This window comes from Methylobacterium sp., assembly GCF_019750675.1.
Classification (GTDB): domain Bacteria; phylum Pseudomonadota; class Alphaproteobacteria; order Rhizobiales; family Beijerinckiaceae; genus Methylobacterium.
This window is the reverse complement of the sequence record NZ_JAIEOF010000246.1, coordinates 1-15,187: the sequence shown is the minus strand read 5'-3', so window position 1 is coordinate 15,187 and position 15,187 is coordinate 1. Positions and strand designations below refer to the sequence as shown.

Below are 15,187 nucleotides of genomic sequence, written 5' to 3'. Positions count from 1 at the left end.
GAAACCGGACACCCGTGCCTCCACGGTCACAGGGCGGGCGTCGCGATCGGCTACTTGCCGATGCAAAATCCGGCGAACAGGCGGTCCAGCATCTCTTCCACGCCGACATGTCCGGCCACCTCCCCGAGGGCGCGAACGGCGAGACGCAAGTCTTCGGCCGCGAGTTCGGGTAGGGCGGTGCCCGCCAGTAGCCGGTCGAGGTGCTCGCGGCAGCGGGACAGGCCGAGGCGGTGGCGCTCACGGGTGATCAGGGCATCGCCGTGTCCGACAGCCCGAGCCGCCTCGTCCTCGATCGCCGTCATCAACCGATCCAGTCCGGATCCGGTGAGCGCCGAGATGCCGATCGTGGTGTCCGGCAGCGCGGAGACAGGATCGAGGTCGCGTTTGGTGCGAACCTGGAGCACGGGCACGGCGGGCATCGATCCGGGCATCACCGTTTCCGCGTCCGGGCCCTCGAGCATCACGACCAGGTCGGCCTGCTGCATCCGGGCCCGCGTGCGACGGATGCCCTCCGCCTCGATCGCGTCGCCCGCCTCGCGCAGGCCTGCAGTGTCGACGAGGATCACCGGCAGGCCGCCGAGGTCGCAGCGGATCTCGATGAGGTCCCGGGTGGTGCCGGGCGTGGATGAGACGATCGCCGCGTCGCGCCGGCTGAGGGCATTCAGGAGCGTCGACTTGCCGGCATTGGGCGGCCCGGCGAGGACGACGGTAAAGCCGTCCCGCAGGCGCTCACCGCGGCGCGAATCGGCCAGCACCGCCGCCACCTCGTCGCGGATCGCCCACGCCTTGTCCGCCAGGGCGGCATCCAGGGCCGCGTCGTCGACGTCGCCCTCGTCCGAGAAGTCGAGGGCCGCTTCCACGCCCGCGAGCAGGTCGACGAGGCGGCGGCGCCAGTCGGCCACGATCCGGCCGAGGGCGCCATCGAGCTGGCGCAACGCTTGACGCCGCTGCGCTTCGGTCTCGGCGTCGATGAGGTCGGCGATACCCTCGGCCTCGGTGAGATCCAGGCGGCCGTTGAGGAAGGCGCGGCGCGTGAAGGCTCCGGGTCCGGCCGGCAGGCAGCTGGGAATCTCGGCCAGCGCCCGCAGGACTACGCCGCGGACCGCGATGCCGCCGTGGAGGTGGAGTTCAACCATGTCCTCGCCGGTGAAACTGGCAGGCCCAGGCATCCAGGCGACGAGGGCCTCGTCGAGCGGCGTGCCATCGGAGGCGCGCAGAGTGCGAAGGGAGAGGCGCCGGGGGGCGGGGAGAGGGCCGGCGAGCATGCGGATCACGTCCGCCGAGGCCGGCCCGCTGATCCGAATGACGCCGACGGCCGAGCGGCCCGGGCCGGTGGCGGGCGCGAAGAGGGTGGTCTGTTCGGGCATGAGGACGACGCCCTGGACGCCGACGCCTGTCGCGTCAAGCGATCGTTAACCAGCTAACGGATTTGTTTCAGCGGGAAATCGTCGAGTGCAAGCAAGGAGTTGGCCGAACGCGACGTGCCGCGCACCCGCGTCCGACCGGAGGGCTCTCAGGTGTTCATGGAGTCGAAGAAGTCGTTGTTGCTCTTCGTCTGGCGCAGCTTGTCCATGAGGAACTCGATCGCGTCGGTGACGCCCATCGGGTTGAGGATGCGGCGCAGGACGTAGGTCTTCTTGAGCGCGTCCGGCGGCACCAGGAGCTCTTCCTTGCGGGTGCCCGAGCGGGTGATGTCGATGGCCGGGAAGATGCGCTTGTCGGAAACCTTGCGGTCGAGAATGATCTCGGAGTTGCCGGTGCCCTTGAACTCTTCGAAGATCACCTCGTCCATGCGCGAGCCGGTGTCGATGAGCGCGGTCGCGATGATGGAGAGCGAGCCGCCTTCTTCGATGTTGCGGGCCGCGCCGAAGAAGCGCTTTGGGCGCTGCAGGGCGTTGGCGTCGACGCCGCCCGTCAGCACCTTGCCGGAGGAGGGGACGACCGTGTTGTAGGCGCGGCCGAGGCGGGTGATCGAATCGAGCAGGATGACCACGTCCCGGCCATGCTCCACGAGGCGCTTGGCCTTCTCGATCACCATCTCGGCGACCTGCACGTGGCGAGTGGCCGGCTCGTCGAAGGTCGAGGCGATGACCTCGCCCTTCACCGAGCGGATCATGTCGGTCACTTCCTCGGGCCGCTCGTCGATGAGCAGGACGATGAGGTAGCATTCCGGGTGATTGATGGTGATCGACTGCGCGATGTTCTGCATCAGCACGGTCTTGCCGGTGCGCGGCGGCGCCACGATCAGGGCGCGCTGGCCCTTGCCGATCGGGGCGACGATGTCGATGATCCGCGGCGAAAAATCCTTCTTCGGCGGATTGTCCAGTTCGAGCTTGAAGCGCTGCGTCGGGAACAGCGGCGTCAGGTTGTCGAAATGGACCTTGTGCTTGATCTTCTCCGGGTTCTCGAAGTTGATCGTGTTGACCTTCAGCAGCGCGAAGTAGCGCTCGCCGTCCTTGGGGCCGCGGATCGGGCCCTCGACGGTGTCGCCCGTGCGCAGGCCGAAGCGCCGGATCTGGGTCGGCGAGATGTAGATGTCGTCGGGGCCCGGCAGGTAGTTCGAGTCGGAGGAGCGCAGGAAGCCGAAGCCGTCCTGCAGCACCTCGACGGTGCCGGCACCGATGATCTCGACCTCCTTGGCAGCGAGCTGCTTCAGGATGGCGAACATCAGCTCCTGCTTGCGCATGGTCGAGGCGTTCTCGACCTCGACCTCTTCGGCGAAGGCGATCAGATCGGTCGGCGTCTTGGACTTGAGGTCCTGGAGCTTGACCTCGCGCACGGCGTCAAGGTCTGCGGCGACGATTCCGACGTCGGCCGAATGGTCCACGGGGAGGGCTTCGTACGGTGACGTCATGGCAGATTCGGAACCGGCGGGAAGGGTAGGGAATCGGGGCAGATTCAAATCGATGGTATCGGGGAGTTTGATCGCCGGGCGCCTTTTCGGCGCCTGTCAGTCGAAGCGTTCGTGCGAAGAACGGCTCCGCGCATCGTCTTTGCGGAGCCTCAGGGCTCGCGGATGCAGCACGGCGTAACGAGGAGAGGCTTCACCCGTAGCGGGTTTGCCCGGTCTTCGCAAGGTCCGTCCGCGCGTCAAGCCGGATCAGCGGCGGCGTAGGCGCACATAGAGGGCGCCGGCCCCGCCGTGGTGGCGCGCCGCCTCCTCGAAGCCGAGCACCACGCCCCGGAGTTCCGGCGACCGGAGCCAGTGCGGCACGCTCCGGCGCAGCACGCCCCGCTCCGAGAAGGCTTCGTCGTAGCCCGGGCCGCCCTTGCCGGTGACCACGAGAACGTGGATGTGTCCGCTGGCCCGCGCCCGCATCAGGAAGCCGATCAGCGCCCCGTGCGCTTCCGCCTGATACATCCCGTGCAGGTCGATCCTGGCGTCGACCTGGAGCGCGCCCCGGCGCAGGGCGAGCCGGACGCGGCGCTCCAGGCCGGGCGCCTGGGGCGGCGCCGGGGCGACGACGGGGGCCGCCGGGGCCGGCGGCGGGGTCGGCTTCAGGGCGGCGCGCTTGGCGAGCGTACGCGGCATGGGTTTCGGGGGCGCCGGCTTCAGGGGCAGGGGTTTCGGGGGGAGGGGCTTGAGCGCGGACGGCTTGTGGCCGGAGACCTGGCTCGCCGGAACCGGCGCCGAGGTTTTCGTCGGCACGGCGTCCGCGCGCGGCAGCGCGCGGCCGCGCAGGGGCGTGATCAGGCGGGCGATCTCGCCCCACAGGTAGGCGTCCTCCCCCGAGAGGCCGCGCGGGCGCCGGGGTGTCTTCATGGGGCGGCGGGTCCGGCGCCGCGCGGCAGCAGCACCACGAAACCGACCGCGTCGCGCAGGTTGCCGGCGCGCATGCCCGCCTCCGTGCCGGTGCCGAGATAGAGGTCGCCCCGGGCTGGGCCGACGATGGCCGAGCCCGTATCGGCCGCCACGACGAGGCGCCCCGGCGCGGCGTCGCCCGCGATCCGGCCCTCGAGCCAGAAGGGGAGGCCGTAGCGCCAGAGCGTGGCATCGACGGCGACGTTGCGGCCCGGGCTCAGGGGAACACCGGCCGCGCCGGGGGGGCCGAGGGCGGGATCCGCGATCTCGGCGAGGCGGAAGAAGATGTAGGAGGCGTTGGCCCGCATCAGCCGCCGCGCGTGGCCCGGATTGGCCCGCAGCCAGCCGGTCCAGCGCGCCAGGGTGAGGCCCTCCAGCGGCAGGTGGCCTTCGCCGACGATGAGCTTGCCGATGGAGGTATAGGGGCGCCCGTTGCGCCCGTCGTAGAGCACCCTCACGGAGCGCCCGTCGGTGAGGCGGACGCGGCCCGAGCCCTGGACCTGGAGCACGAACAGGTCGACGGCGTCGCGCAGGTAGAGGAGCGGGCGCGCCCGCGCGCCCAGGGCGCCGTTCTCGATGGCGGCCCGGTCCGGATAGGCCTCGAAGGCGTCGCCGACCCGGCGCGCCGCGCGCAGGGCGGGGTCGAGGCCCGGACGCGTCTCGCCGGGTTCCAGGCCGACGAGGTCGTCGGGCCGGGCCAGCACGGCCGCGGTATAGCCGGGACCGGGTGTCGCGGAGCCGTCGAGTTCCGGCTCGAAATAGCCGGTCAGGAAGCCGCTGCGGCGCTCGGGCGTTCCCGCCGCCGCGGGGCGGACGACCCGGTAGGCATCGAAGGTTTCCGTGAAGAAGCGGCCCGCCTCGGTCTCGGGCACCGCCGCCGCCCGGGCGCAGGCCGCCGCCAGGGCCTCGGCGGAGCCGGCGACGCCGGTGGGCTGGGGGGCTGCCGGGCTCGCCGCGCAGGTCCGCCGGAAGGCCGCCAGGGCCTCGCTTGCGTCGGGGCCCGGAAATCCGCCCAGGCGCGCGGTCTCCACCGGCTCCAGCACCGCGTCGCCCACGCGCAACGGCTCGGCCGCGGGGGCGGCCGAGCCGGGGACGGGGAGGCAGAGCAGGACGAGGGCGGCCGCGACGGCCGCAGGCCGGGATGTCACGCGGTCAGCCGTCCATTCAGGCGCCGGCTTCCGTCGCCACGAGCTGCCAGTTCGGGTCGCGGGTGCCCAGCGTCCGGGCGAAGGTCCAGACGTCGGGCACCTCGACCACGGTCTCGGCGCTGCCATCCGTCACCTGGCCCTGCGCGTTGCGGGTGGCGGTGATGAGGTGGGAGAGGAAGCGCACGGTGATCTGGGCCACGCGGTTCTTCACGTCGACCGCCACGATCTCGGCCTTGTCGAGGGAGACGAAGGTGGTCTCCACCGTTTCGCGGCGTCCCTCGCGGGCGTCGATCTCGCGCTCGAAGCCCTCGCAGACCTCGCGGGAGAGCAGGCTGCGCAGGGTCTTGCGGTCCCCCTTGGCGAACGCGATCACGATGGCCTCGTAGGCGCTCTTGGCCCCCTCCACGAAGGCGCGCGGATCGAAGTTCGGCTCCACTTGGACGACGTTCTCGAGACCCTGGGCGATGGCCGAGCCCGGCTCGGCGATCCCGCGCCAGTCACGGGCATCCGCCTTCGGCGCCACCTGGCCCCGGTCGGCCTGGGCCTGCGCGCGGTCGGCTCCGGGCAGGCGCACCACGTTGTCGCCGTCCCCGCGCGCGGCCGGCGGCTCGGTGCGGCTGCGATCCACCGGCTTGAAGGGCGAGCGCTCCGTTCCGGTCTTCTGGCCCAGCACCGAGCGCAGCCGCCAGATGACGAAGACCGCCAGCGCGAGGAAGATCAGGGTGGTCAAGTCGAAGGAGTCCTGCATCACTGATCCGATCGTGGCCGTCGCACGAATACGTTGTTCCAAGGGGCTCCGAAACCCGGTCCGGTCCCCGGCAGGAGCACGCGGCTGGAGGTTCCGGCCGAGACACGCGGCCGAGAAGCTCGACCATGTGGCGCTTTAGCCGAGTGCCGCGCAAGGATCGAGCCGCGTCTTCGCGGTCCGGAGGGCGGCGGGCCGACGCGGGTCAGGCCCGGTGCGGAAGGGCACGGTCTCGGGATGGCTCGAACCTCCGGGGTCGCGCACAGGGATATGGGGCGGCCGGTCCGCCGGTTCCAGGCGGGCGTTCCGGGTGCGGACCGGCCGCGCCCGTTCCGGCGCCGTGGGGCCTGCGCCCCGGCCCGTCGCCTTGTTCCGCCCGGACGGGCGTGATAGCGCGCTCCCGCGCCGGCCGGGTGGTCGCATCGTCGCGGGTCGCGCTCACGCACGATCCGCCGGGATGCGGAGATCGGCGGAGGCCTCGATCCGGTACGGCACCGCCCATCCGCAGACCCAGGAAGAGGATACAACGCCATGGCCGACAATCCCGCACCGAACGGCAACGGTGGCGCCACGGCGCAGCCCGACGACGGCACCCCCACCATCAACGCACTCGCGCAATACACCAAGGATCTCTCCTTCGAGAATCCGAATGCGCCGCGCTCGCTGCAGCCGCAGGAGAGCGGTCCGCAGATCAACATCCAGGTGAACGTCAACGCCAAGCAGATCGCCGAGGTGGATTTCGAGGTCGAGCTGACCCTCGAGGGCGACGCCAAGATCGCCGGCGAGGTGCTGTTCGCCTTCGAGCTGACCTATGCGGGCATCTTCCGCATGCGCAACATCCCGGAGGACCAGCTCCACCCGGCCGTGATGATCGAGTGCCCTCGCCTGCTCTTCCCCTTCGCGCGCCAGATCGTCGCCGAGGCCGTGCGCAACGGCGGCTTCCCGCCCCTCTACATCGACCCGATCGACTTCGTGGGCCTCTACCGCCAGAAGGCGATGGAAGCTCAGGCGCAGCAGGGCGCGCCCGGTCCGCTCGCCTCCTGAACGCGTACCGTGCCGCATCCGCCGGCCATCCGGTGGATGCGGGACCTGAGCGCCACCGCGTGTTGCACGCCTGCCGCACCGTGCCGTCTAGGATTGTGCTAGCAGGCGTCCCGCGCCGCGACAGTCCGGCGCGGCAGGCCGGGACGGGGGACGTCTTGGTCCTGCCCAGGACCGGTCCCGCGAGACGCCTTCAAATGATCCGATCCCGCGGCGCGCACCGGATTCCGGCCCTTGGCCGCCTGACCCGGGCCGGCACTCTCGCGCTCCTGCTGAGCCTGGGGCTCGGCCTCTCCGGCTGCGTCACGCCAGCCCCGAACGGTCTGTCGGCGCTCGAGACCGCCGAGCTTCGCTTCGCCAGCCTCGATGTCCGCGTGCCCGAGACCGCGCCCATCGTCTGGGGCGCGGCCGAGGAGGATTATGCCCGCGCCCATGGCCTGGCACCGAACGATCCGGCCGTCGCGGCGACGCCGGCCGGCCGCGCCTTCGTGCGCGACCTGACCGCACGGCGCCTCCGCGCAAAGCTGGAACTCGTCACCGCCAAACGGCCGCCGGGCACGCGCCCGGTGCGCCTCGTGGCCACGGTCACCCACGTAGACATTCCCTCCGCCATCCGGCGGATCACCATCGGCGGCAACCCCGTCGTCAGCGCCGACATCGACGTGGTCGACGCGCGCACGAACGCCGTGCTCACCACCTACAAGGGAGGCATCGGCGTGAAGGCGGTCGGGCAGGGCGTCACCGGCATCCTCATCGACGCCGCCCTCACGGCGGGCGAGACGGACGACCTCTTCGACCGCGCCGCCGATAATTACGCGCAGGGCTTCGGCCGCTGGCTGGCCGCCGGCCCCTGAGCCGCGGAGCCCCACGGCGGGGCCGAACCACGCGAAGATCGCGTCCGCGACGGGACGCGCCCAGGTAGGCTCGGGATCGAAGTCCGGGCTTGGCCGTTACTCGCATCCAGTTTCGCCGCCCTCGGCAGGCCGACCGGTCCCCGCGCCGCAGCGCCGTGGGATCGGCGGATCGATTGCAGCCCCCGGATCGCATGCTCGCCACGCATCACCTCGCCCTGATCAACGTCTTCACGGGCGACATCCAGGGCGGGCTCGGACCGTTCCTGGGCACCTGGCTGGCGGAATCCGCCAATTGGAGTCCGTCGCGGGTCGGCTTCGTCACCACCCTGGTGGGCATCGGCTCGCTGCTCATGAGCGGCCCCTGCGGCGCCCTGGTCGACCGCCTCGGCCGGCCCCGGCTGCTGATCGCCCTGGCCTGCGGGGCGATCCTGTGCGGCACCCTGCTGCTGCTGCCGGCCCGGGGCGTGATCCCGGTCTTCGCCGCGCAGATGCTGGCGGCGGCGGGCGGCACGCTGCTGCTGCCGGCGGTGACCGCGCTCACCCTCGGCATCGTGGGCAAGGACCGCTTCCCGAAGCAGCAGGGGCGCAACCAGGCCTTCAACCATCTCGGCATCCTGCTCGCGGCCGGCGGCATCGGCCTCGGCACCGGCTGGTTCGGCCCGGCCATCGCCTTTTGGGTGCTCGGCGCCATGGCGGTGCTGGCGATCCTCGCCACGCTCACCACGCCGGGGCATTGCTACAACGCGCGCCGGGCGGTGGGCTGGCAGGAGGATTCCGACGACAAGCCCGAGCGCGCCGGCCTGCGCAGCATCGTGTCCGACCGCCGGCTCCTCGTGCTCGCCGTGGCCCTCGCCCTGTTCAACCTCGGCAACGGCGGCATGCTCTCGCTGCTCGGACAGAAGCTGGTGGCCACCGCCGTCGACGCCACGAGCTGGACCGCCCGCTACGTCATGGTGGCGCAACTCGTGATGATCCCGGTGGCGCTGTTCGCGGGCTCGCTCGCCGACAGGCGAGGCCGGCGCCAGCTCCTCGTCGCCGCCTGCGCGGTGCTCCCCGTGCGCGCCGCGCTCTCGGCCTTCATCGACGATCCCGTCTGGCTGATCTCGGCCGAGATCCTCGACGGCATCGCCTCCGGCATCATCGGCGTCGCGGTGCCCGTGGTGGTGGCCGACCTCACCTGGGGCTCCGGCCGGACCCAGACCGCGCTCGGCTCCCTCAATGCCATCCAGGGCATCGGCGGCGCCCTCTCGGCCTGGTACGGCGGCCTCGCGCAATCGGTGCTCGGCTGGACCGGCGCCTTCCTGGCGCTGGGCGCCCCCGCCCTCGTCGCCCTCGCGCTCGTCCTCTGGCTCGACACCACCAGTGAGGGCCGCAGCGGGCGCGGGCGCGACGCCGCGGCCGAGACGTCTTCCGGGGAGACTTCCTCCGGGGAGGGGACGCGGCAGGCCCGGCGCGAGCCCGAGCCCGAGCGCAAGCCGGAGACGGCCTGAGGGCGGATTGCCGCCGGGGGGAACAGGCCGGTCCCGCCCCGGTTGGCGAGGGTGCCTCAGCCACCGGAGCCCCAGACGATGGACGATCGACCCGACGGACGGACCCTGCGGGTCACGGAACCCCGCGCCGTGCCGTGGCTCAGCATCGTGTTCGGCTACGGGCCGATGCTGCCCTTCGCCGCCGGTGCGCTGGCCGCCTGGGGCTGGCGCGGCACCGACCTCGGGCAGGCCGCCGCCGCGCTGACGATCCTGTGGGGCTGCGCCATCCTGCTGTTCCTGTCGGGGGTGCGCCGGGGCGTCAGCTTCCGCACCGAGGGCGGGGCCACCGTCGCGCAGATCGCCACCATGATCGGGCTGTTCAGCCTCGGCTTCGCCGCCCTGGTGCTGGCGACCCTCGGCGCGGCCGTGCCGGCCCTGCTCGTGCTCCTCGTCGGCTTCACCGCCATCGCGGTCCTCGATCCGATCGCGGCCCGGCGGGGTGAGGCGCCGCTGTTCTTCGCCCGCCTGCGTCCGGTGCAGATCCCCATCGCCCTCGTGAGCCTCGCGGCCCTTCTCGCCCTGGCGCTCTGACGCGGGGTGCTCGGGCGCCAGACACCCGGCGCGCTTGCCGCCTCCGGCCACCCGCGATAGAGCCCCCGGAACCCCGAACAGCTCCGACGGACGCGAAGATCACCATGGCCAAGGCCGATTCAAACAAGGCCGATACCCTGAAGCCGCGCTTGCCGCGCGGTTTCGTCGACCGTCGCGAGGACGAGATCGCCGCCCAGCACCGCATGCTGGAGACGATCCGCCGGAGCTTCGAACTCTATGGCTTCGAGGCGCTTGAGACGCCCTTCGTCGAGTACACCGAGGCGCTGGGCAAGTTCCTGCCCGACCTCGACCGCCCGAACGAGGGCGTGTTCTCGTTCCAGGACGACGACGAATCCTGGCTCTCGCTGCGCTACGACCTCACCGCGCCGCTCGCCCGGCACGTGGCCGAGCACTTCGACGCGATCCCCAAGCCCTACCGGAGCTTTCGCGCGGGCTACGTCTTCCGCAACGAGAAGCCGGGTCCGGGCCGCTTCCGCCAGTTTATGCAGTTCGATGCCGACATCGTCGGGGCCGGCTCGGTGGCGGCCGATGCCGAGATCTGCATGCTGATGGCCGACACCCTGGAGAAGCTCGGGCTCACCGGCCAGTACGTGGTGAAGGTCAACAACCGGAAGGTGCTCGACGGCCTGATGGAATCGATCGGCCTCAGTGGTCCCGACAAGGCCGGCCAGCGCCTGACCGTGCTGCGCGCCATCGACAAGCTCGATCGCCTCGGCGATGCGGGCGTGCGCGAATTGCTGGGCGCCGGCCGCAAGGACGAGAGCGGCGACTTCACCAAGGGCGCGGGGCTGGCGGACGAGGCGATCGGGCGCGTCCTGGCCTTCACCGGCTGGACCGGAACCGGATCGGCGCCCGCCGACAACGCCACCACCTTGGCGAACTTCGAGGCATCGCTCGCGGGCAGCGCCATCGGCCTGGAGGGCGTGCGCGAACTCGCGGACATGGCCGCCCTGTTCGCTGCCGCCGGCTACGAGGATCGCATCCGCATCGACCCGTCCGTGGTGCGCGGGCTCGAATACTACACCGGCCCGGTCTACGAGGCGGAGCTGACCTTCCCGGTCACCAACGAGGACGGCCAGACCGTGCGCTTCGGCTCGGTCTCCGGCGGCGGGCGCTACGACGGCCTCGTCGGGCGCTTCCGCAGCGAGCCGGTGCCGGCCACCGGCTTCTCAATCGGCGTCTCGCGCCTGTTCTCGGCGCTGCAACTCGTGAAGAGCCCGCTCCTGGAGGGCACCGCCAAGCCCGGCCCCGTCGTTGTCTTGGTGCTGGATCGCGAAAACATCGCCGATTACCAGCGGCTGGTCTCGAGCCTGCGCGAGGCCGGCATCCGGGCCGAACTCTATCTCGGCGGCTCGGGCATGAAGGCGCAGATGAAATACGCCGACCGGCGCGGCAGCCCCTGCGCGATTATTCAGGGCTCGAACGAGCGCGAGGCCGGCGAGGTCCAGATCAAGGACCTGATCGAGGGCGCCAAGGCGGCGGCCGCCATCACCAGCAACGCGGAGTGGAAGGCCGCGCGCCCGGCCCAGTTCTCGGTGCCGGTCGCCGAGATGGTCGAGCGGGTCTGGGACGTGCTGGAAACGCATTTCCCGGGGAGCAGGCCCGAGGCTTCGGCCGAGCGGAACTGACCGCCCGGCCGACGCGAAAGCTCAGGCGACCGAGATGTCGACCTGGATGTTGCCGCGGGTGGCGTGGGAGTAGGGGCACACCACGTCGGCGCGCTTCACCAGATCCTCGGCGACGGCGCGCTCGAGGCCCGGCAGGGTTGCCTTGAGGGCGACCACGAGGCCGAAGCCGGTGCCGTCGTCGCGCGGGCCGATGCCGACGCTCGACTCGATCTTGGAATCCTCCGACACCTGGATCTTGTCCTTGCCGGCCACGAACTTGATCGCGCCGAGGAAGCAGGCCGCGTAGCCGGCCGCGAAGAGCTGCTCCGGATTGGTGCCGGCGCCACCGCCGCCGCCGAGCTCCTTCGGGGTCGAGAGCTTGACGTCCACCTTGGAATCGTCGGTCGCGGCAGAACCCTCGCGGCCGCCGGTGGCATGGGCGTGTGCGGTGTAGAGTGCCTTCATGTCGGTCTCTCCTCGTCGTGGAACGGGGTGGTCGGATCGGACGCACCGCTCCGGCGGCGGCCGGAGCGATCTCGATTGCGCACAATCTAGTTTTCATCTCGCACGGAACTTGATTGTGCGCAATATGAGTTTTGCATAAGGTCGTGACAGGCCCCCGGTTCCGTCCGGTCGCCATAAGGCAATCGTCCACAGGAAGGACACCGCATCATGTCGGGACGGACCACCCGCCCCCGCACCGAGCCCGTCGCAGATCCGTGCGCCGACGCCCTGAGCCTCGACAGCCAGCTCTGCTTTGCCGTCTACGCCACGGCGCATGCCTTCGGGCGCGCCTACCGGGCGCTGCTGGCGGGGCACGACCTGACCTACCCGCAATATCTGGTGTTGCTGGTGCTGTGGGAAGAGGAGGGCCTGACGGTCAAGGAGATCGGTCAGCGCCTGTTCCTCGATTCCGGAACCCTGACGCCCCTGTTGAAGCGCCTGGAAGCGGCCGGACACGTCCGCCGCGCCCGCGACCGCACCGACGAGCGGCAGGTCAGCATCTTCCTCACCCCGGGCGGGCGGGCCCTGCGCCAGCGCATGGAATGCGTGCCGGGCCTCGCGGGCGGGCTCACGGGCCTCGACATGGACGGCCGGCGCGCGCTCCTCGACACCCTCGTCCAGTTGCGCGCCTCCCTGCACCAGAACCTCGCGAAAGACGCGAGCCCGGGCGCGGCGCGGGCAGAGGAACGGGCCGAGGCCGGAGCCTGAACGCGAGGGCCGCCCCCGCCGGAGGCGGGGACGGCCCATCCGCAGGCTTTCGCCGGCGGAGACAAGCATTGCAGACGGCGAATCCGGTCCCGCGCGGGACCGGGCGCGACGCTTACTTCTGCGTGCCGAGGTACGCGATCACGTCGGCGAGCTTCTTGTCGTCCTTGAGGCCCGGATAGACCATCTTGTTGCCCGGCACCTTCGCCTTGGGGTCCTTCAGCCACTCCTTGAGGTTGGCCTCGTCCCAGGTGATGCCCGAGCCCTTCAGGGCGGCGGAATAGTTGTAGCCCTCGTGCGCGCCGGCCTTGCGACCGACGACACCCTTCAGGTCGGGGCCGACGCCGTTCTTGCCGAAGGCGTGGCAGGCCTTGCAGGGCGCGAAGGCCTTCTCGCCGGCCGCGGCGTCGCCGGCCTCCTGGGCCTGTGCGGAGAGCGGCAGCAGGAGCGCGAGCGCGGCGCCGAGGATCAGGTGACGCATGGTTGTTTTCCTCCTTATGAGCGGCCGAAGCCACCTTTGGTTATGGCAGAGCTTAGGGTTTTAGAACAGATTGAGACTGGAAACGCCCCAACCCGCGCTCCTATCCTGCGACGAAACGAAGCTTCACGGCGTGGGTTTCGTCTGCCCTCCGGTATCCGGAGCGTCCACGGGATGCGGTCGCCGCCGGTTTGGCCTACACTCGGCGGCAATCGCCCCCTGCGCCGCGCCAAGGTCTAGACCGGCGCGCCTGAGCGCAGGCTGAAGGCGAACCGATTGCGAGGAGCGCCCATGTCGATCGCCTTTCCCGTGCCGGATGCCGGTGTCGTCGCCCGCCGCGATGCGATCATCGCCGGCCTCGCCCCCCTGGTCGCCCCCGAGGCCCTGGTGATCACCGAGGACGAGCGCCGCGCCTTCGAGACGGACGGGCTCACCGCCTACCGCAAGATGCCGCTGGCCGTGGTGCTGCCCTCGACCACTGCGGAGGTCTCGGCCGTGATGGCGTTCTGCCACACCAACGGCGTGCGGGTGGTGCCGCGCGGCGCCGGCACCTCGCTCGCCGGCGGCGCCATCGCGCAGGAGGACGCGGTGATCCTGGGCGTGGCCAAGATGAACCGCATCCTCGCCGTCGACTACGAGAACCGCACCGCGCGGGTCGAGGCCGGCATCACCAACCTCGCCATCTCGGGCGCGGTGAGCCACGAGGGCTTCTTCTACGCGCCCGACCCGTCGAGCCAGCTCGCCTGCACCATCGCGGGCAACATCGCGATGAATTCCGGCGGCGCGCACTGCCTCAAGTACGGGGTGACCACCAACAACCTGCTCGGCGTCACCCTGGTGATGAACGACGGCACCGTGGTGGAGATCGGCGGCGAGCACCTCGACGCGCCCGGCTTAGACCTCCTCGGTCTCGTCTGCGGCTCGGAGGGGCAGCTCGGCATCGTCACCGAGGCCACCGTGCGCATCCTGCGCAGCGCGGAGGGCGCGCGCCCGGCGCTCGTCGGCTTCGGCTCGGTGGAGGATGCGGGCGCCTGCACGGCCGCCATCATCGGCGCCGGCATCATTCCGGTGGCGATCGAATACATGGACCGCGAGGCGATCCTCATCACCGAGGATTTCGCGAAAGCCGGCTACCCGCGCGACGCCGAGGCCATGCTGATCATCGAGGTCGAGGGCTCGGACGCCGAATGCACGGCGATGCTCGCCCGCATCGAGGCCATCGCCCGCGACTTCAACCCGACCAGCATCCGGGTCTCGAAATCGGAAGCCGAGAGCGCCGCGATCTGGAAGGGCCGCAAGTCCGCCTTCGGCGCCACCGGCCGGATCTCGGACTACATCTGCATGGACGGCACCATCCCCACCGGCCAGCTGCCCGGGGTGCTGGAACGCATCGGCGCGATCTGCGCCGAGAAGGGCCTGCGCGTCGCCAACGTGTTCCATGCCGGCGACGGCAACCTGCACCCGCTGATCCTGTTCGACATCAACAAGCCCGGCGAGATGGAGAAGGCGGAAGCCGCCGGGGACGAGATCCTCAAGCTCTGCGTCGAGGTCGGCGGCTGCCTCACGGGCGAGCACGGCGTCGGCATCGAGAAGCGCGAACTCATGCGCTTCCAGTACGCCCAGGCCGACCTCGAGCAGCAGATGCGGGTCAAAAACGTGTTCGACCCCGGCTGGCTGATGAACCCCGCCAAGGTGTTCCCCCTGGAGGGGCGGGTCGGAATCTGATCCGGCCGGGGCCGGGCCCGCTCAGTGCGGGCTCGACAGCTTCATCAGGACGAGGCCGGACACGATCAGGGCCGCCGCGGTGAGCCGCATCGCGCTCGCCTGTTCCCCCAGCACCGCGATGCCGACCAGGAAGGCGCCGACGGCGCCGATGCCCGTCCAGATGGTATAGGCGGTGCCGAGCGGCAGGGTGCGCATGGCGAGCGCCAGCAGCCCGACGCTGCCCACCATCGCCACCGCCATGATCGTGGACGGCCAGGGCCGGGTGAAGCCGTCCGACAGCTTCATCGCGTAGGCCCACACGACTTCGAGCACGCCCGCGGCGACGAGATAGATCCAGGCCATGTCAGCCCTCCTGAAAGGGCCGGGCCGTCCCGGACTTCTGCCCCGCGCGTGCGGGGGGAGGACGTGGCCTCGCGGGCCGGGAGGTAGGTTGCGGGGGCGGGCGGGTCAACCGTCCCGCGCGCCGGGCAGGGCGGGCACCTGCCTCAACGAAGCCA

At 71.0% G+C, this 15,187-nt stretch carries 15 protein-coding genes; 7 read left to right on the top strand and 8 right to left on the bottom strand.

The window, feature by feature from the left end; all coding sequences use genetic code 11:
* Positions 1 to 50: 50 nt before the first annotated feature.
* From mnmE to K2X24_RS12555, 5 genes are all read right to left on the bottom strand, one after another.
* Positions 51 to 1,367 (bottom strand): tRNA uridine-5-carboxymethylaminomethyl(34) synthesis GTPase MnmE, encoded by a 1,317-nt coding sequence (mnmE, locus tag K2X24_RS12575; RefSeq protein WP_292498509.1) that lies wholly within the window; start codon positions 1,365 to 1,367, stop codon positions 51 to 53.
* A gap of 146 nt (positions 1,368 to 1,513) precedes the next feature.
* Positions 1,514 to 2,854 carry a transcription termination factor Rho gene (rho, locus tag K2X24_RS12570; RefSeq protein WP_292498507.1) on the bottom strand — a complete coding sequence of 447 codons (1,341 nt, stop codon included), beginning with the start codon at positions 2,852 to 2,854 and terminating at the stop codon, positions 1,514 to 1,516.
* Positions 2,855 to 3,100: 246 nt separating this feature from the next.
* The gene (locus K2X24_RS12565; protein ID WP_292498505.1) at positions 3,101 to 3,763 is read right to left on the bottom strand and encodes a Smr/MutS family protein; all 663 of its coding nucleotides are present in this window, start codon (positions 3,761 to 3,763) and stop codon (positions 3,101 to 3,103) included.
* Positions 3,760 to 4,911 (bottom strand): murein transglycosylase A, encoded by a 1,152-nt coding sequence (locus tag K2X24_RS12560; protein WP_292498580.1) that lies wholly within the window; start codon positions 4,909 to 4,911, stop codon positions 3,760 to 3,762. The genes K2X24_RS12565 and K2X24_RS12560 overlap by 4 nt, the downstream gene beginning before the upstream one ends.
* Positions 4,912 to 4,966: 55 nt before the next feature.
* Positions 4,967 to 5,698, bottom strand: coding sequence for a Tim44/TimA family putative adaptor protein (locus K2X24_RS12555; protein ID WP_292498503.1), 732 nt, complete (start codon positions 5,696 to 5,698; stop codon positions 4,967 to 4,969).
* Positions 5,699 to 6,226: 528 nt separating this feature from the next.
* Between K2X24_RS12555 and secB the strand changes: the two genes are divergently transcribed.
* The 5 genes from secB (at position 6,227) to hisS (ending at position 11,299) form a co-directional block, all read left to right on the top strand.
* A complete protein-coding gene (gene secB / locus K2X24_RS12550; protein WP_238278925.1) occupies positions 6,227 to 6,739 on the top strand; it encodes a protein-export chaperone SecB in 513 nt (170 codons plus the stop codon).
* A gap of 194 nt (positions 6,740 to 6,933) precedes the next feature.
* Positions 6,934 to 7,590, top strand: coding sequence for a hypothetical protein (locus K2X24_RS12545; protein ID WP_292498500.1), 657 nt, complete (start codon positions 6,934 to 6,936; stop codon positions 7,588 to 7,590).
* Positions 7,591 to 7,781: 191 nt separating this feature from the next.
* Positions 7,782 to 9,080 (top strand): MFS transporter, encoded by a 1,299-nt coding sequence (locus tag K2X24_RS12540; RefSeq protein ID WP_292498498.1) that lies wholly within the window; start codon positions 7,782 to 7,784, stop codon positions 9,078 to 9,080.
* Between the two features lie 78 nt (positions 9,081 to 9,158).
* On the top strand, positions 9,159 to 9,650 hold the full coding sequence (locus K2X24_RS12535) for a DUF3429 domain-containing protein (protein WP_292498495.1): 492 nt from the start codon (positions 9,159 to 9,161) through the stop codon (positions 9,648 to 9,650).
* Positions 9,651 to 9,754: 104 nt separating this feature from the next.
* On the top strand, positions 9,755 to 11,299 hold the full coding sequence (gene hisS, locus K2X24_RS12530) for a histidine--tRNA ligase (protein WP_292498493.1): 1,545 nt from the start codon (positions 9,755 to 9,757) through the stop codon (positions 11,297 to 11,299).
* Positions 11,300 to 11,320: 21 nt separating this feature from the next.
* Here hisS and K2X24_RS12525 read toward each other — a convergent pair whose 3' ends face one another.
* The gene (locus K2X24_RS12525) at positions 11,321 to 11,743 is read right to left on the bottom strand and encodes an organic hydroperoxide resistance protein (RefSeq protein WP_292498491.1); all 423 of its coding nucleotides are present in this window, start codon (positions 11,741 to 11,743) and stop codon (positions 11,321 to 11,323) included.
* A gap of 207 nt (positions 11,744 to 11,950) precedes the next feature.
* On the opposite strand from K2X24_RS12525, the gene K2X24_RS12520 reads away from it, so the two are divergent.
* A complete protein-coding gene (locus tag K2X24_RS12520) occupies positions 11,951 to 12,490 on the top strand; it encodes a MarR family transcriptional regulator (protein ID WP_292498489.1) in 540 nt (179 codons plus the stop codon).
* Positions 12,491 to 12,602: 112 nt separating this feature from the next.
* Here the strand turns inward: K2X24_RS12520 and K2X24_RS12515 are convergent, their stop codons facing one another.
* The gene (locus K2X24_RS12515; protein ID WP_292498487.1) at positions 12,603 to 12,968 is read right to left on the bottom strand and encodes a cytochrome c family protein; all 366 of its coding nucleotides are present in this window, start codon (positions 12,966 to 12,968) and stop codon (positions 12,603 to 12,605) included.
* 288 nt (positions 12,969 to 13,256) lie between these two features.
* Here K2X24_RS12515 and K2X24_RS12510 point away from each other — a divergent pair, with 288 nt between their 5' ends.
* Positions 13,257 to 14,690, top strand: a complete 1,434-nt coding sequence (locus K2X24_RS12510) for an FAD-linked oxidase C-terminal domain-containing protein (protein ID WP_292498484.1) — start codon at positions 13,257 to 13,259, stop codon at positions 14,688 to 14,690.
* A 21-nt stretch (positions 14,691 to 14,711) separates the two neighbouring features.
* On the opposite strand, the gene K2X24_RS12505 is transcribed toward K2X24_RS12510, so the two are convergent.
* The gene (locus K2X24_RS12505; RefSeq protein WP_292498481.1) at positions 14,712 to 15,032 is read right to left on the bottom strand and encodes a multidrug efflux SMR transporter; all 321 of its coding nucleotides are present in this window, start codon (positions 15,030 to 15,032) and stop codon (positions 14,712 to 14,714) included.
* Between the last annotated feature and the right edge of the window lie 155 nt (positions 15,033 to 15,187).